The 16,018-nt window shown below is 65.5% G+C and carries 18 protein-coding genes and 1 tRNA gene; 12 read left to right on the forward strand and 7 right to left on the reverse strand.

Going from position 1 to position 16,018, the window contains the following annotated elements; translation table 11 throughout:
- Window positions 1–88: 88 nt before the first annotated feature.
- From ACFMBG_RS09825 to ACFMBG_RS09835, 3 genes are all read right to left on the reverse strand, one after another.
- Window positions 89–2,101: a capsular polysaccharide biosynthesis protein gene (locus tag ACFMBG_RS09825; RefSeq protein ID WP_421054520.1), complete on the reverse strand. Its 2,013-nt coding sequence runs from the start codon at window positions 2,099–2,101 to the stop codon at window positions 89–91.
- Window positions 2,102–2,107: 6 nt separating this feature from the next.
- Window positions 2,108–3,241: a polysaccharide biosynthesis/export family protein gene (locus tag ACFMBG_RS09830; RefSeq protein ID WP_421054521.1), complete on the reverse strand. Its 1,134-nt coding sequence runs from the start codon at window positions 3,239–3,241 to the stop codon at window positions 2,108–2,110.
- 95 nt (window positions 3,242–3,336) lie between these two features.
- Window positions 3,337–4,629, reverse strand: a complete 1,293-nt coding sequence (locus ACFMBG_RS09835; protein ID WP_421054522.1) for a capsule biosynthesis protein — start codon at window positions 4,627–4,629, stop codon at window positions 3,337–3,339.
- 163 nt (window positions 4,630–4,792) lie between these two features.
- Between ACFMBG_RS09835 and ACFMBG_RS09840 the strand changes: the two genes are divergently transcribed.
- Window positions 4,793–5,380, forward strand: coding sequence for a riboflavin synthase (locus tag ACFMBG_RS09840; RefSeq protein ID WP_421054523.1), 588 nt, complete (start codon window positions 4,793–4,795; stop codon window positions 5,378–5,380).
- Between the two features lie 165 nt (window positions 5,381–5,545).
- On the opposite strand, the gene ACFMBG_RS09845 is transcribed toward ACFMBG_RS09840, so the two are convergent.
- Complete coding sequence (locus ACFMBG_RS09845; protein ID WP_421054524.1) at window positions 5,546–6,598, reverse strand: proline racemase family protein; 1,053 nt, start codon at window positions 6,596–6,598, stop codon at window positions 5,546–5,548.
- A 195-nt stretch (window positions 6,599–6,793) separates the two neighbouring features.
- Here ACFMBG_RS09845 and ribB point away from each other — a divergent pair, with 195 nt between their 5' ends.
- From ribB to ACFMBG_RS09870, 5 genes are all read left to right on the forward strand, one after another.
- Window positions 6,794–7,921, forward strand: a complete 1,128-nt coding sequence (gene ribB, locus ACFMBG_RS09850; RefSeq protein WP_421054525.1) for a 3,4-dihydroxy-2-butanone-4-phosphate synthase — start codon at window positions 6,794–6,796, stop codon at window positions 7,919–7,921.
- A gap of 1 nt (window position 7,922) precedes the next feature.
- The gene (locus tag ACFMBG_RS09855; RefSeq protein WP_421054526.1) at window positions 7,923–8,474 is read left to right on the forward strand and encodes a 6,7-dimethyl-8-ribityllumazine synthase; all 552 of its coding nucleotides are present in this window, start codon (window positions 7,923–7,925) and stop codon (window positions 8,472–8,474) included.
- Window positions 8,471–8,953 (forward strand): transcription antitermination factor NusB, encoded by a 483-nt coding sequence (gene nusB, locus ACFMBG_RS09860; protein ID WP_421054527.1) that lies wholly within the window; start codon window positions 8,471–8,473, stop codon window positions 8,951–8,953. Before ACFMBG_RS09855 ends, nusB begins: the two co-directional genes overlap by 4 nt.
- 174 nt (window positions 8,954–9,127) lie before the next feature.
- Window positions 9,128–9,457: a hypothetical protein gene (locus ACFMBG_RS09865; RefSeq protein WP_421054528.1), complete on the forward strand. Its 330-nt coding sequence runs from the start codon at window positions 9,128–9,130 to the stop codon at window positions 9,455–9,457.
- Between the two features lie 352 nt (window positions 9,458–9,809).
- Complete coding sequence (locus tag ACFMBG_RS09870) at window positions 9,810–10,292, forward strand: MmcB family DNA repair protein (protein WP_421054529.1); 483 nt, start codon at window positions 9,810–9,812, stop codon at window positions 10,290–10,292.
- 238 nt (window positions 10,293–10,530) lie between these two features.
- Here ACFMBG_RS09870 and ACFMBG_RS09875 read toward each other — a convergent pair whose 3' ends face one another.
- A complete protein-coding gene (locus ACFMBG_RS09875; protein ID WP_421054530.1) occupies window positions 10,531–10,716 on the reverse strand; it encodes a DUF6324 family protein in 186 nt (61 codons plus the stop codon).
- Window positions 10,717–10,805: 89 nt separating this feature from the next.
- Between ACFMBG_RS09875 and ACFMBG_RS09880 the strand changes: the two genes are divergently transcribed.
- Together ACFMBG_RS09880 and ACFMBG_RS09885 are read left to right on the forward strand one after the other, a co-directional pair.
- Window positions 10,806–11,303 carry a GNAT family N-acetyltransferase gene (locus tag ACFMBG_RS09880; protein ID WP_421054531.1) on the forward strand — a complete coding sequence of 166 codons (498 nt, stop codon included), beginning with the start codon at window positions 10,806–10,808 and terminating at the stop codon, window positions 11,301–11,303.
- Window positions 11,304–11,488: 185 nt separating this feature from the next.
- Window positions 11,489–11,565: transfer RNA gene (locus ACFMBG_RS09885), tRNA-His, on the forward strand.
- A gap of 141 nt (window positions 11,566–11,706) precedes the next feature.
- On the opposite strand, the gene ACFMBG_RS09890 is transcribed toward ACFMBG_RS09885, so the two are convergent.
- The gene (locus tag ACFMBG_RS09890) at window positions 11,707–12,057 is read right to left on the reverse strand and encodes a hypothetical protein (protein WP_421054532.1); all 351 of its coding nucleotides are present in this window, start codon (window positions 12,055–12,057) and stop codon (window positions 11,707–11,709) included.
- 165 nt (window positions 12,058–12,222) lie between these two features.
- On the opposite strand from ACFMBG_RS09890, the gene ACFMBG_RS09895 reads away from it, so the two are divergent.
- A complete protein-coding gene (locus tag ACFMBG_RS09895; RefSeq protein WP_421054533.1) occupies window positions 12,223–12,804 on the forward strand; it encodes a hypothetical protein in 582 nt (193 codons plus the stop codon).
- 10 nt (window positions 12,805–12,814) lie between these two features.
- Here ACFMBG_RS09895 and ACFMBG_RS09900 read toward each other — a convergent pair whose 3' ends face one another.
- On the reverse strand, window positions 12,815–13,120 hold the full coding sequence (locus tag ACFMBG_RS09900; RefSeq protein ID WP_421054534.1) for a DUF6476 family protein: 306 nt from the start codon (window positions 13,118–13,120) through the stop codon (window positions 12,815–12,817).
- On the opposite strand from ACFMBG_RS09900, the gene ACFMBG_RS09905 reads away from it, so the two are divergent.
- From ACFMBG_RS09905 to ACFMBG_RS09915, 3 genes are all read left to right on the forward strand, one after another.
- Window positions 13,119–14,144 (forward strand): RluA family pseudouridine synthase, encoded by a 1,026-nt coding sequence (locus ACFMBG_RS09905; RefSeq protein ID WP_421054535.1) that lies wholly within the window; start codon window positions 13,119–13,121, stop codon window positions 14,142–14,144. The two genes, ACFMBG_RS09900 and ACFMBG_RS09905, sit on opposite strands and share 2 nt — an antisense overlap.
- Window positions 14,145–14,304: 160 nt before the next feature.
- Window positions 14,305–15,201, forward strand: a complete 897-nt coding sequence (gene rpoH, locus ACFMBG_RS09910) for an RNA polymerase sigma factor RpoH (protein ID WP_421054536.1) — start codon at window positions 14,305–14,307, stop codon at window positions 15,199–15,201.
- 534 nt (window positions 15,202–15,735) lie between these two features.
- The gene (locus tag ACFMBG_RS09915; RefSeq protein WP_421054537.1) at window positions 15,736–16,005 is read left to right on the forward strand and encodes a DksA/TraR family C4-type zinc finger protein; all 270 of its coding nucleotides are present in this window, start codon (window positions 15,736–15,738) and stop codon (window positions 16,003–16,005) included.
- The last annotated feature ends 13 nt before the right edge of the window (window positions 16,006–16,018 follow it).

The following is a 16,018-nucleotide window of genomic DNA, read 5'->3' on the forward strand; positions in this document are numbered from 1 at the left end:
CCACGCCCAAGGCCGCCAAGGGTGCGCTGGCGCCAGCCAGGGTGTCCTGCGGGCGCGGGAGCTCTACCTGTGCGGAGTGTTGCTGCGGTCAGCGCCAGAAGTGGGCGTAGGTCGCAAACAGCCCCTGCAGCTTGGACAGCAGGCGGTTGCCGAGGCCCGGGTGCGGCAGGCGTCCTTCACGCAGGCGCATCACCGCAATTTCCGGCGGGCAAGGCTGGCCGGTCACCGGGTCGAAATAGCGCGGGTAGTCGATCAGCGCCGCGTGGGCGAGGCCCAAGAGCGGCACCTGCGCCTGGCGCCAGGGCGGCACCGGGGCCAGATCCGTGGTCAGCCCCCAGCCGGCATAAAACGGTGTCCCCAGCGTTGTCACCTTCACCCCGCGCAACAGCGCTTCGAAGCCCAGGAGCGAGGTCATTGTCCACACCTTCTGGACCTCGCCTAGCAGGGCCATGGGTTCTGCCTTTGCGGCAACAATGTCCGCCAGGCCTTCCGCGGCCACCTCGCCTTTGCGCAGCCCGGCCTCCACGTCCGGGTGCGGCTTGTAGATGATGACTGCCTCGGGGTTGGCCTCGCGCACGGCGCGCAGCAGCTCCAGGTTGGTCCGCACCTGCCCGCCGCCGCACAGGATCGAGGCATCATCCTCCACCTGGCCCGGCACCAGGATCCGGTGGCCCTCCGGCAGGGCCGGGGCGCCGCCGCCAAGGTTGTACTTTGACACGCCGTCCCGGATCAGCGACTGCACCAGGCGCTCGGCCCGCAGCTCCTCTGCCTGGGTCATGCGCGCGCGGCGGGTGATCAGAGCGTCCAGATCGGAGGGGGTGCGCGGATCGTAGTAGATCCCCTTGCGGTCGGTGACCAGCGACAGCGGCGGCACCAGTTCGGCGCCCAGTCCGCGAGACCGCAGGAAACCGTCCTCCACCCGCACCGCGCCCTTATGCGCCTCGGTAGCCTTTCCCGCCCAGACCATCCAGTTGCGGCCGCTGGCCTGCGCCTTGGCCGGGTCCTCTGTGAACAGTACCCGTGTCTCCGCGCCAAAGACCCTCTGCAGCGGCTTGCGTTTCCACATCCGCATGCCGGAAGCGGCCCAGCCGCGGCGGTCCTGCCGCCAGGCGCGCACTCGCGCCTCCAGATTGTCCAGCACCGTTTCCAGCTCGCAGAGCTCATCCCGGAACGGGTCATACCATTTCGGATAGAGGATCATCGCTGCCGCAAACAGCTGCGCCCGTGTCAGCTGCCGCTGCCGCCGCGCGGGCGGCGCGTCGTCCAGGCTCAGCCCCCAGCCCGCGTAAAACGGCTGGCCGAAGACCCGCGGCTTGTGACCGGCCAGGATCGCCTCGAACCCCAGCTGCGAGGAGGCAGTATAGACCCCGACAGCGCCCTCCAGCAGCGCCCAGGGCGACACGCTGCCGGTGAACAGTTCGATCCGCCCCTGCGCGTCCCCGGCATCGTAATAGCCCGCCCGGTAGCCGCGCAGCGTCTCCGGGTGGGTCTTGATCAGGACCCGGGCGCCGGGGTGCTCCTCCTGGGCAAAGGCCAGCATCTCCAGGAACCGGGCCCGGTCCGCGCGCGAGGCGGTGACGGAGGCATCGTCCCGCGCCTGATCCGCCACCAGCACATAGCCGGGTTCTGGCACCGGATCTTCGGGGTCAAAGGCGTTGTACTTGCTGAGGTGCGCGTCCTTGAGGCGGGCAATCGCATCACGCGCCCGGCGCATCAGATGCGCGTCATCCAGCGGGTGGCTGGCTAAAAGCTGCTCCAGATCCGAAGGCACGCCGGCATCGAAATGCACCCCCGCCCGGTCCAGCAGCAGCCCTGCGGGCGGCTCCCCGGCGCGGCCGGGATGGACGGAGCGCAGGAAGGCATCCTCCACCCGAAGCAGCCCGCAGCCGCGGCGCTGGGCCACCGCAAGGCCCCGGTGCGCGGTGGGGGAGACGCCCCAGATGCCGACCAGATCCTCCGGCTGGGGCAGGCCCAGCCGGATATCATAGCCGGACAGCTGCAAAATCCGCCGCACCCGGCGCTGGGTCAGAAAGCCGCCGTTGTAAACAAAAAGCCGGGACGCAGCGCTCCCGGCTTCCTGGCGGCCTGCACTCGGACGCATCCGGCCTCAGCCGCTAACCGCAGAAGAGGTGCTGGCCAGCGACCCCACCGGGGCAAGCAGCAGCGAGATGGTCTTGGTCCACTGGGCGTAGGGTGCCTCGGTCACATAAAGGGTGTCGTCGTCGCGGATCACGAAGTCACGGGCCATGAACAGCCCGTTCGGCTGGGTCAGGTTTAGCACATAGACCATACGCTGGGCGCCGATCAGGTCGTCGCGGCCCAGCACCTGGTTGGCGATCTCGGACGGCTCGTTGCGCAGCACGAACACGCCCGTAGGATCCGAGGCGGTGGAGATCAGGCCGCCGACCTGGGCAATGGCTTCCAGCGCCGACAGGTCCTGGCTTTCAAACGGCACCCGCGCCTGGGCAGAGGTTGCGCCCAAAGCGGTGAAGGAGCGGGTGTCTTCCTCCACCAGGATGCGGTCGCCGCCGCGCAGGGCGACATCCAGCTCCGGATGGTCGAACAAGTCCTGGAACCAGATCTTGCCCTTCTCCTGGCCGCGGATCACGGTGACCTGGGCAATTTCCGGCTGGATCGTCACGCCGCCGGCTTGGGCCAGCATGGCGGACAGGGTCCGGGTCGGGCGTTCGATCGGGTAGACCCCCTGGGCGCCCACGGACCCGGTCAGGCTGACGGTCGCGCCATCGCCTGCCAGGCGGCGCACCTGCACCTGCGGGTCGGGGGTCTGGTCTTCCAGCTTCCTGGTGATGGTTTCACGCAGCTGCTCCGGCGTGTTGCCGGAGGCCCGCAGGCGGCCCGCGTAAGGCACGAAGATGTAGCCGTCGCTGTCGACCTGCACCTCTTCCAGCACGGTGGAGTTGGTGGCTTCTGCCGCCAGCAGCCCGTCATCAACGTTTTCCCAGACCGTGAGCCCCAGCACATCACCGGGGCGGATGGTGTCGGAGGTCAGCCTGCCCGCGGAGGTGAAGCCGGAGGAAAAGCCAAGGGCAGGCACTACGGCGGTGGCGCGGGCGACCCGGTCGTTGACGGAGACGATAAAGGCATCGCCTTCCCGCTGCACGGACCCGGCGAAGATCTGGCTTTTGCTGGGGCCGACTTTGGGCAGGCCGCAGGAAGCTGCCAGCGCCAAGGCCGCCAGCATGGCCACCGGACGCGCCCAGCGAAGGGGAACGGATTTCACTGCTCGGTCTCCTCGACCAATTATTGTTTGCCTCAAGTTTTACCGGCAAGCTAACCGGACAGCTGGGAAAAATCCAGTCTTTGGGCAGAACTGCGTCAGGTCACCAGGCGCAACTGTTGCCGCGGTGCCGCTGTGCCCAGGCGCAGCGCGTCATAGGGATCCTCCGCCGCCAGCATCATATCCGCCACCTGGCGCAGCAGCTGGCGGCGCCCCTCGCGCGAATAAAACCCTCCCGGCACCTGCGACGTTTCCAGCAGGAAGCGCCGGTAATCCTTGTAGGCGCGGCTGTCGGGGCGGCAGGCGGCGGCAAAGAACTCCGCCAGCGGCTGATCCGAGACAAACTCCGGCTTGCCATAGACCGCGCGCCCGAACACCCGCAGCGGGATGCCGCGCCACAGCACCTGCTGGCCGGCGGTGGAGTTGACGGTCACCGCGGTGCGTGCCTCGTTCAACAGCTGCGCCAGCTTGCCGCCGCGCACATAATGGACCCGGCCGGCGATGCCATGCTCCCGCGCCAGCCGCCGCAGCGTGCTGCGCACCTGGGCGCGGCCATCCTCCAGCGGGTGCGCCTTGATCACCAGGTGATGATGGCGCGGCGCGCCTGCGGCAAAGCCGCCGATCACTTCCGCCAGGAAGTCGCGCATGCTGCCGAAGGGGGAGTGCATCTGGAACGAACTGTCATGCTCCAGCTGCAGCAGGGCCAGATGGTAGGGGAAGCCGCCGTTGCGGATGCGCTGCTCCGCCAGCCGCCGCTCCAGCGCCTGGGCGGGCATCAGCAGCAAGCGCTTGAGGTAAAGCTGGAATTCCTTGGTCACCGGCAGTGCCCGGTGCGGGCGGAAGTTGCGGTACTTGCGGTTCCGGAACATGACGAACCAGTGGTACAGCGCGCCGTAAAAGACATGCTGGCGCATATCGCCCCAATGCGCCGGCGGCAGCGGCGCCTCCATGTCCGAGAGCGCCAGCGCCTCCTGCATCTGCGGCACGGTCATGTCCATCAGCCGCGAATGGCCGTTGGCACCGCCGCGCTCATAGGTCACCCAATAGGGGCGCAGGTAGCCTTCTTCAAAGACATGCACGGTGAGGCCGCGCTGCTGCGCCGCCTCTACTGCGGTGGCGTGAATGGGGCGGGTGTCGCCATAGAGCACGATGTCGGTGATGCCGCGGCTGTCCAGCAGCCCGGCCAGCACCTCCGGCCATTCCTGCTGGCTGCCGGTAAAGGGAATGTAGCTGTCCCTGCCGCGCCAGAACGCCTGGTCGCCCGCATTGAACCCCACCCGCGCCACCTCACAGCCCGCAGCCCGCAGCATTTTGCCAAGGGCGGCAAAAAACGGCCCGTGCGGACCCTGCAGGAACAGGAAGCTTCGGAGTTTTGCAGGATGGTTGGGCATCACAAGGGTGGAACTCGAAAGGCAAGGATAAGGATTGGCTAACATTTGAGTGAGGCGAAACTATGGCCGCAGCTGGGGAGATGGCAAGCCGGGGCTTGTGAAGACCGCGCGGCTTGGCTACCTCTGCGGCAGGATAGACACTGCACCGGCGGGGAGCGCACCCATGTTCACAGGCATCATCACTGACGTAGGCACCATCGCCGAACTGGAGCAGCAGGGCGACCTGCGCGCGCGGATTCGCACGGCCTACGACACCTCCACCATCGACATCGGCGCCTCGATCGCCTCCGATGGTGTCTGCTTGACAGTGATCGCGCTGGGCGATGACTGGTACGACGTGCAGGTCTCGGCGGAAACCGTCTCCAAGACCAATCTCGGCGCCTGGACCGTGGGCAAGCGGGTGAACCTGGAGCGCGCGTTGAAAGTCGGCGACGAACTGGGCGGCCATATCGTGTCCGGCCATGTGGACGGCGTCGCCGAAGTGATAGCCATGACGGACGAGGGCGACAGCACCCGCGTCACCCTGCGCGCGCCGCAGGCGCTGGCCCGCTTCATCGCCCCCAAGGGCTCGGTGGCGCTGAACGGCACTTCGCTGACGGTGAACGATGTGGACGGCTGCGACTTCGGCATCAACTTCATCCCGCACACCAAGGAAGTCACCACCTGGGGCGATGTGAAGACCGGCGACCGCATCAATTTGGAGATCGACACCCTTGCCCGCTACGTCGCGCGGCTGCAGGAAGCCGGATAAGCGCGCCAGTCCTTTCATCTTTCCCGAAATACTCCGGGGTGAGGCCGCCAGGCCGAGGGGCAGCGCCCCTTAACCCCCTTTCGCAGAAGCCCTCCCGTCCCTTTGGCCAGCATCACAGATGCCGTCAAAAGCGTTGGGCCGGGCACGCCGCCAGGGCGGCGCGCGTCACCACATGTCGCCGACGGTATAGCCTGCCGGGAACGGGTCGCTGGGATCCAGCGTGTAGCTGGAGAGCCCGTAGATCCAGCCCTGGCCGGACAGTGTCGGGACAATCGCCTTGTAAGGCCCCACCTGCGTTTCCTCGACGATCCGACCGGTGAAGGTGGTACCCAGCGGACCGGCATTCACATAGTCCTGGCCGACGCCTAGCAGCCCGCGCGCGTGCAGTACCGCCATCTTGGCGCAGGTGCCGGTGCCGCAGGGCGAGCGGTCGAGGATTCCGCTGGCATCCTGCGGGCGTTCCGGGTCGAAGGGGCCGGTCGAGATGGTGATCGCACCGCGCCCGTGGGTTCCATCAGCCACCGGCGCACCCCAGAGGTTGGTGATGGTCGGGCCGGTGATCTCAGGATTGTCCGGATGCACTACCGGCAGCTGCTCCGCGGCGGCGTGGCGGATGGCTTCCGACACCCGCACGATCTCCGCGCCGTTATCTGCGTCCAGCGCAACGCCCAGCCGCCCGGCTTCGGCCAGCACAAAGAACATGCCGCCCCAGGCCACATCCACGGTGACGGTGCCGAGCCCCGCCACCTCCACCTGCGCGTCCAGATGCACCGCGAAGGCAGGGACGTTCCGGAACTCGACCCGCGTCACCTTGCCGTCCCGGCACTCGGCCCGCACCCGGATCAGCCCGGCCGGCGCCTCCAGCACCAGCTCCGTCACCGGCTCCATCATTGGCACGATGCCGGTCTCCAGCAGCACCGTCACCACGCAGATGGTGTTGGAGCCGGACATCGGCGGGTATTCGGTCTGCTCGAAGATGATGAAACCCGCGTCGGCCTCCGGGTGGCAGGGCGGCACGATGGCATTGCCGCACAGACCCGGATTGCCGCGCGGCTCGCGCAGCATCGAGAGGCGGATCCCGTCATGGTTCGCCGCCATGTCCTGCATCTTCTCGAACACCGAATTGCCCCGCAGCAGGGGCATGCCGCCGGTGATCACCCGGCCCGGTTCGCCCTCGGCATGAGCCTCGACGGCCTGCAAAATGCGGGATACGCGCATGTCTGGTCCTCCCAACCCTTCGACACTTTGGATCCCTGGATTGGATCCAAAACCACTTGTGCACAGATGCACAGGGCGCGTCCAGACTCCTTGTTGCCGTTTGCGGGACTGGCATTTGCTGCCGGCCTGGGCTATCTGGCTGGAAAGAACCCGCAGTGCCAGGCGTGCTGCCCATGCACATCGAAAGGCTGCCATATGAGCTTTGAAACCCCAGGGCCGGTTGAGGCGCAACTGCGCGATGCCATCAGCCCGATCGAAGAGATTATCGAAGAGGCCCGCCAAGGCCGCATGTTCATCCTGGTCGACCACGAGGACCGCGAGAACGAAGGCGACCTGGTGATCCCGGCCCAGCACGCCGATGCTGCCGCGATCAACTTCATGGCCACCCACGGCCGCGGGCTGATCTGCTTGACGATGCCGGCCGAGCGGATCGAGGAACTGGGCCTGCCGATGATGGCGCTGCACAACTCCTCGCGCCACGAGACCGCCTTTACCGTCTCGATTGAAGCACGCGAGGGTGTCTCCACCGGCATCTCCGCCGCTGACCGTGCGCTGACCGTGGCCACCGCCATCGACCCGGACAAGACCGCTGCCGACATCGCCACCCCTGGCCATGTCTTCCCGCTGCGGGCACGCCGGGGCGGGGTTCTGGTCCGCGCAGGCCACACCGAGGCGGGCTGCGACGTGGCCCGGCTTGCGGGCCATTACCCGGCGTCGGTGATCTGCGAGATCATGAAGGAAGACGGCACCATGGCGCGTCTGCCCGACTTGGTCGAATACGCGCAAAAGCACGGGCTGAAGATCGGCACCATCTCCGACCTGATCACCTACCGCGCCCGCAACGACAACCTGGTGGTGGAAACCTCGCGCGAGACCGTGACCTCCGAATTCGGCGGTGAGTGGGAAATGCGCCTGTTCACCGACCAGACCCACGGCATCGAGCATGTGGTAATGATCAAGGGCGACATCACCACGCTGGAGCCGGTGCTGGTGCGCACCCATGCGCTGCATGAGGCGACCGACATCCTGGGACTTGGCCCCAAGTCCGCCCGCCAGCTGCCCCGCGCGATGGAGATCATCGCCGAGGAGGGCCGCGGCGTGGTGACCCTGTTCCGCCAGCCGCGCAACGCGCTCTATGCCAATGAGGACGAAGGCCCGCGCACGGTGACCATCAAGCAGACCGGCATCGGCGCCCAGATCCTGTCGAGCCTGGGCCTGCATGAGCTGGTGCTGCTGACCGACTCGCCCTCCACCAAATATGTCGGGCTGGATGCCTATGGGCTGTCGATCACCGGCAGCCGCCCCATTCTGAAGGACGCTTGATATGGCTGGACATGAAACCCACTACACCCTGCCGCGTGCCGAGTTCGACAAGCCGGTGAAGCTGCTGATTGTTGTCGCGCCTTACTACAAGGACATTGCCGACAACCTGGTCGCGGGTGCCGCGGCCGAGATCGAAGCCGCAGGCGGCACCTATGAAATCGTGGAAGTGCCCGGCGCGCTGGAAGTGCCGACCGCAATTGCGATTGCCGACCGCAGCTCGAACTTCGACGGCTATGTGGCGCTGGGCTGCGTGATCCGCGGCGAAACCACCCACTATGACACCGTCTGCAACGACAGCTCCCGCGCGATCCAGCTGATGGGGCTGCAGGGCCTGTGCATCGGCAACGGCATCCTGACCGTGGAAAACCGCAAGCAGGCCGAGGTGCGCGCCGATACCGCCGATCAGAACAAAGGCGGCGGCGCTGCGGCTGCGGCCTTGCATCTGATCGCACTCACGCGTAAGTGGGGCGCCCAGACCAAAGGCATCGGCTTCAAGGCGCCCGCAGGGGCATACCAGGTCGCCGGTACAGACAACGGATCCACCAGCGCATGAGCACCCAGGACAGCCGCCCCAAGGGCAATGGCAAGAATCAGATGAGATCGGCAGCGCGGCTTTATGCGCTGCAGGCGCTGTTCCAGATGGAACAGAGCGGCCAGACCTTTGACCAGGTGATCGTCGAGTTCGAGGACCACCGGTTCGGCGCTGTCTATGAAGGTGACGAAATGGCGGAAGGGGATACCAAGGTCTTCCGCAAGCTGGTGCGCGAGGCGGTTAACTACCAGGCGCGGATCGACCAGATGACCGACCGCGCCCTGGTGGCGAAATGGCCGATTGCCCGCATCGACCCGACCCTGCGGGCGCTGTTCCGCGCGGCGGGCGCTGAGCTGACCCAGTCCGACACCCCGCCCAAGGTGGTGATCAACGAGTTTGTCGACATCGCCCGCGCCTTCTTTCCCGAGGGCAAGGAGCCGAAGTTCGTCAATGCCGTGCTCGACCACATGGCGCGTGAAGCCCGGCCCGAAGCGTTCTGACGCAAGCCGGGTCAAGACTTCGGGATTGAGGAAAAACGCGCCGTTGGGCGCGCTTTTTTGCTGCAGGGGCAGGCAGCGCGCAAAGGGTGCGACAAATTCCGCTCATTCTCTCCGGAACCGCTGGACGGCGCTGCAAAGGCTGATAACCTCAACACGCAATTCTGGAGGACTCAGATGCCTGAACTGGTGAAGATGTATATCCGCAATGTTGTGATCGGTTTTGGAATCGCCGCGGCCTTTGTGGCGGTGCTCCTGTGGTTCAATGTGATGAACCTCTGGTCGCTGGTCACCGCCTCGGATGCGGGGCTGCTGGCGGTGTTCCTGCTCTGGTTCATGCACGGGATCGTTTTTGCCGGCGTGCAGTTTGCCTGGGCGGTGATGGCGATGGCCGAGAAAGATGGCGGCCCCCGCCGCGGCACCCCGGTGGTGAACCAGTTCCAGCCGGTGAAAGTGCCCGCGGACCAGCCGTCCCAGCGCCAGCGTCAGCTGCGCACACGCCGCTAACGAACAAAAACACGTGCTTCTGGCCGCGCTTTCCCACCGGAAGGCGCGGTTTTCTTTTGCGAAGGGGGTGGGGGAAGCGGCGGGACCACCAGTCAACCGTGCGGCTTTGATTCCCGAGGACCTGTATGTACAGGTGGGCGCCAGGTAAACGGACCAGGATCCGTACAGAGCCAGCTCCCTCGGAATTGCTTAAGGCCACCGGAATGCTGCCTGTCACGAGAAGGGCAGAACCCGCCAAGGGCGTAAGTAAGCTGCCCGGTCCTTCGTTACAAGGGGAAGCTGCCGGCTTTCGTCATTTCAGCGCAGAACCGCGGGATTGCAATTTGTTCGCTAATTGTTCACATTTGCACCCATGATGGAAGATCTGCAGCCCGGACAAAGACTGGCCCGCGGGGTGTCGCGCTATCTGCGCTCGCTTGGGTTCGCGCCCCTGGAGGAATTCGTGCCCGCCCGCGGCCTGCGGGTGGACGTGATGGCGCTGGGACCCAAGGGGGAGCTCTGGGTGATCGAGTGCAAGTCCAGCCGCGCCGATTTCCAGGCTGACGGCAAGTGGGAAGGCTATCTGGAGTGGTGCGACCGCTATTTCTGGGCAGTGGACATGGAGTTTCCAACCGAGCTGCTGCCGGACAGCTCCGGGCTGATCCTTGCCGATCCCTATGATGCGGAGATCATCCGCATGGCACCGGAGGACAAGCTGGCGCCGGCGCGCCGCAAGAAGCTGGTGCAGAAATTCGCCATGGATGCCGCCCGCCGCCTGCAAATCCTGCGCGACCCGCGCCCTGGCAAGGACGGGCTGCTGCTGGGCGGGGCAGGGGGCGAAGAGCCGGACATGTGAGACGGCATCGGGGGCTCCCGCGCCTGCAGGTGCTCCGGCTGCGCCAGACCCCCTTGGCAGCCTTGGGCCCGGCAGCGCGCTTTGCAAGCGCGCTGCCGACTGATGCGAAGCTCTCCGGCCGTGCAATTGCAGTGAGCGCGCTTGGATGCGGCCCGGAGCAGTCTCTTGATTTGATTGAACGGGACAGGGAGCCGAGGCCCGGCCTGCAATCCGGCGCGGGATGTTCAGGCTGCCCGGGTCACTTGATGCTGCGCGCCGCCTGGGCTGCTGCACGGATCTCGTCGGCGATCTCCTCGGCCTCTTCCGGATCGAAGTCCATCGGGATTTCGGTACCGCCCGCCTCGATGAAGATCCGCACCATACCCTGATCGGTCGGGCCGATTTGCAGGTTTGCCTCGATGTCGCGTTCGGTATTGATACTCATCTTGCACTCCCTAGCCTGTCAGCGGATTGCAGCCGGTGCTAGCCCGACGCAAGCTGAAAGGCAAGCCGGGTTTGCGCTACACTGAATCCATGACGGATGTGACCCTGCGCCGATTCGCCCCGACCGACATGCAATGGCTGGTAGCCCGCCACCAGGATCTCTACGCCCGCGAAGCCGGGTTCGACGAGAGTTTCGGGCCGCTGGTCGCCGACATTCTGCACAGTTTCTGCGCAGGCCATGACCCCGCTTGCGAGCGGGGCTGGATGGCCGTGAGCGGCAGGGAGCGGCTGGGCACGGTGTTCTGCATGAAGAAGGATGCTGCCACGGCGCAGCTGCGGCTGTTCCTGCTGACCCCCAAGGCGCGCGGCAAGGGGCTGGGCAAGCGGCTGCTGCGCGAATGCGTGGCGTTTGCCCGCGCCGCCGGCTATCGCGGCATGATGCTGACAACCCATGAAAGCCACCGCACGGCCTGCGCCCTGTACCGGGCCTTTGGCTGGCAGCTGAGCGGAAGCCGCCCGGTGCGCAGCTATGGTCAGGACCTGGTGGAGCAAACCTGGCAGCTGTCTTTTGAAAGCGCTGACGCATAACCCCTGCGGTCATAAGCGGCCCAGGATTCGCCTGTAATAGCAATCGGTTGTGGATAACTCTGCGGCTGCGGCGGCAGTCGGCCAAGCCTGCTGCATCAGAAATCTAGCTGCCTGGGATTTCTGCGGCGGAAAGGCAAAAAAACCTCTTGCGCGCCTCTGGGACGTGCTATAAATGCCCCCTCAGTGCCGCCTTAGCTCAGTTGGTTAGAGCGCTGGATTGTGGATCCAGAGGTCCCCCGTTCAAGCCGGGGAGGCGGTACCATCCCCCAACTCCATATCAGAGCCGCAGCGCCCCGTGGTCGTGCGTCTTATGCCGGTCCGGCATGTGTTGCTGATGCAGCCGGGCTGTCTCACCTGGGTAAAGCAGCCCGGCCGCTGCTCGAACTGGCGGCCGTCCCCGGCCTCAGTCGGTTGTTGTGGTTGTTGTGGTCGTGGTGGTGCCGTCATCATCGTCGGCAATCACAACCAGGAACAGCAGGCCAGCGGCCGCCCCGGCTGTGGCACCAGCCGTCAGACCGGTCTCCGGCAGGCCGTTGGTATTGGCCTGAGCCACGGTTTCAGCGCCGGGCGACTGGCAGGTGACCTGCAGCGAGCCGTCCGGAAGATAGCTGGCGGAAACCGGCACTCCGGCGCCGCAGGCCAGGCGGCGCTTGGCCTCTTCCAGGGCCGGGTCTGCCGCCTGGGCAAAGGCCGCCTGTCCGGCGAAGGCGAGCGGTATTATTAGCGTAGCCGCCTGCAAGATACTGGTATACATGGATAAACAACCTTATGATTGGGAACAGATTTAGGTTAGTTAACAGCTGTCCACCGGGCAACATCGCAGCGATCGGGTCGCCGGGTTCCGGCAAGATGCCGCGCAGCGCTGCGGCGCGAAGCCGCCGATGGCGGGTGCTTTCAGGGATGCAGTAGAGGGTATGGGATGTTCAAATCAATTGGCAAGAGTTTGACAGCAGGTGTTTCCTGCCTGGGCCTGGCCGCCGCACCGGCCCTGGCGCAAAGCCCGGGCCCGTTTGTCTACACGGTGGTGGTTCCGGGCGGAGAATTCGGCTCGGCGGCTTTTCTGGCGGAGCTGCTGGCAACCCTGGCTGCGGCCAAGGCCTTCTGCAGCGCCGCAGGCGAATCGGCGCTGCAGGTCGACTGCCTGTCCGAACGGCTTGAAACCGCCGCGGACGGTATTCCCGAAGGCACCGACTATGATGAGGTGCGCAGCGTGCTGCAGGACACCTCCGTCCGGCTCAGACAGCTGGCCCGGCAGAACCGCGATCCGGACCGGCGCCGGGTGACCGTATCCAGCGCAAGCAACCCGGCAGAGCGCACCGCCCGGCCGCTCACCCCTGTACGCGCTTCGGTGCAGGCCGCGGTGAACCGCGAGGCGGCCCGCATTCTGGAAGAAGCGGCCACCGTCCTGCTGCGCAGCGCTGAATCCGCGCGGGAACGGCAAACCCAATACGCCCAGATCGCCGAGGCAATCGATTCCAACAAGGTGCTGCTCCGGTCCTGAGGCGGCCGGATTACTCCTTGATCTGCACTTCCTGGCGCAGCTCGCCTGTCTCCCGGTCGAAAATCAGGATGCGGTTGTCCTGGCTGACGACGGCGATCCAGTCGCGCCCCAGTGTCACCGCCTCGGCCTCCACCCCGGCGGGCAGGGCTATTTCCGCAGGCAGCGGCGCATCACTTGCCTGCAGGCGGATGACAAGCAGCGAGATTATCACTACAAGCCCGCCAATCATCACCACGGTCAGCGTGGTCACCAGCCGCCGCAGGAACCGGATCTGCGGCGGTTCCTGTTGGATTTCGGTCTCGGAAGGATCAGTCATGGGCAGCCGCCGGATTGAGTTTGTCATCGCGGAAAACCCGCCTAAGCGGCTTGATAAAGCGGTTTCGCGCGATGTGCCAGAGGAGGCGACCCTGTCGCGCACCCGGCTGGCCCGGCTGATCGAGGACGGCGCGCTGACGGTGGATGGCGCCGTGGTGCAGGATCCCAAGGCCAGGATTGCCGAAGGCGCGCAGATTGCGATCGAGGTGGAAGAGGCCGAAGACAGCCATATCGGCCCCGAGGATATCCCGCTGGAGATCGTCTTTGAGGACGACGACCTGATCGTCATCAACAAGCCTGCGGGCATGGTGGTGCATCCGGCGCCGGGTTCGCCCTCGGGCACGCTGGTGAACGCGCTGCTGCACCACTTCGGCGGCAACCTGTCGGGCGTCGGCGGCGTCAAGCGCCCCGGCATCGTGCACCGGATCGACAAGGAGACCAGCGGTCTGCTGGTGATCGCCAAATCCGATGCCGCCCATCAGGGGCTGGCCGCACAGTTTGAGAAACACACGGTGGAGCGCTATTATCAGGCGGTCTGCTACGGCGTGCCGGACGGCAACGACCCGCGCCTGCGCGGCGTCAAAGGGGCGAGCTTTGAGCCCGGCAATATCCTCAAGCTCACCACCCAGCTGGCCCGGCACAAGACCGACCGCCAGAAACAGGCGGTGCTGTTTCAGGGCGGCCGCCACGCGGTGACCCGCGCCCGTATCTGCGAGAGTTTCGGCAATCCGCCCTGCGCGGCGCTGATCGAATGCTGGCTGGAAACCGGCCGCACCCACCAGATCCGGGTGCACATGGCTCATGCGGGCCACGGGCTGGTGGGCGACCCCACCTACGGCGGCCGCCGCAAGCTGCCCGCCAAGGCGCTGAGCGAGGCGGCACAGGCCGCAGTGCAGGCCTTTCCGCGCCAGGCTTTGCATGCTGCGGTGCTGGGATTTGCCCATCCGGTCACCGGCGAGCCGCTCAGATTTGAAGCGCCGCTGCCCCAGGATATGGCGGATTTGCTGGCCGCACTGCGACAGTAAACTGCCAGCAAATAAGTGTGTTCTGCCCTGTGATGCAATTCACAGACGGCACCGCCGGGGCTAAACTAGAAGAATTCCGTGAGCGGTCCTTGAAAAGGGCTTAGCGCTAACACATATGCGCTAATGTTAAGTCCTTATACATTTGGGAGGGACACTTTATATGGCGAATTATGCAAACCTGCCTGCCCCGACGCCCGAAGGCGGCCTGAACCGGTATCTCCAGGAAATCCGCAAGTTTCCGCTGCTGGAGCCGGAAGAGGAATACATGCTGGCGAAGCGCTGGGTGGAGGAGCAGGACGCAGCTGCGGCGCATAAGATGGTAACTTCCCATCTGCGGCTCGCGGCCAAGATCGCCATGGGTTACCGAGGCTATGGCCTGCCGCAGGCCGAAGTGATCTCTGAGGCGAATGTCGGCCTGATGCAGGCGGTGAAACGCTTTGACCCGGAAAAGGGCTTCCGCCTGGCGACCTATGCCATGTGGTGGATCCGCGCCTCGATCCAGGAATACATCCTGCGCTCCTGGTCGCTGGTGAAGCTGGGCACCACCTCGGCGCAAAAGAAACTGTTCTTCAACCTGCGCAAGGCCAAGGCCCGCATCGGCGCGCTGGAAGACGGCGACCTGCATCCCGACAACGTCAAGCGGATTGCCACCGATCTTGGCGTGACCGAGGACGAGGTGATCTCGATGAACCGCCGCATGTCGGGCGGGGATGCCTCTCTCAATGCCACCGTCGGCAGCGAGGGTGAGGGCACCATGCAATGGCAGGACTGGCTCGAGGATGAAGACGCCGACCAGGCCGGCGATTACGAGGCCCGCGATGAGCTGGAAGCGCGGCGCGAGCTGCTGGCCGAGGCGCTGGATGTGCTCAACGACCGCGAGAAGGACATTCTGACCCAGCGCCGCCTGATGGACCAGGCGGTGACCCTGGAGGACCTGAGCACGCAGTATAACGTCAGCCGCGAACGGATCCGCCAGATCGAGGTGCGGGCGTTCGAGAAGCTGCAGAAGAAGATGCGCGAACTGGCAAGCGAAAAGGGCATGCTGTCCAGCGTCTGACCCTTGCGTCCAGATGAACGTTCAAAGGCGGTGCCGCGGCGCCGCCTTTTTTCGTGCGCCGGGCTGCTGGCAGTTGCGCTGGCTTTACGGCAGCAGTGTTTCCCCAATGTTTCGCGCGCGAAACATTGGGTCAGTTTGGCTGACCTGAATGGCTGGCGGAAGCTGGCGGTGAAACCTGTCTGGCGCGTGCCTGGCTGCTGCGTGGCTGGGTGCGCTTTGGCTGGATCGGGATGGCTGGCGGAACCGCTGGCTGCAAGTCTGGCGCGTGGCTGGCTGAAATCGCTCCGGTGGCGGGCGTCGCTGGCGGTCTGGCTGTCCCGGAGGATGGCTGGTGCGCTGGCTGCTTGCGGCCTGGTGATTCTGGCTTGCTTGCAATCTCTGCATTCTGTGTACCGGCGGCTGGTCAGGCGGTCAACGGAAAATGCAATAAAATCAAATAGTTGACAGATTTGCTCGGATATTGCCGCCGCACGGCACTGGTCACGTCGCCTGCGCGGGCCTACATTCACATCCTCTGGCACAGGAGGAGGAGCCATGGCAGGCGGCTGGGCGCAGGACGGCGCGGTGAATGAGCAGATCGAAGCCTCGATCAATGATGAGCTTGCGCGGATGAAGGCGCAGAAACGCCCGGTGGGCGAAAGCCTCACCCATTGCGCCGAATGCGAGGAGCCGATCCCGGAGAAGCGCCGCGTTGCCATTCCCGGCGTCAAGCTCTGCATCGACTGCCAGCAGGAGCGCGACGGCGCGCATCAGGCGCGCGGCGGCATCAACCGGCGCGGCTCCAAGGACAGCCAGCTGAAATAAGCGCAGCCTGCCT

The organism is Leisingera coralii (genome assembly GCF_049056525.1).
Lineage (GTDB): Bacteria > Pseudomonadota > Alphaproteobacteria > Rhodobacterales > Rhodobacteraceae > Leisingera > Leisingera coralii.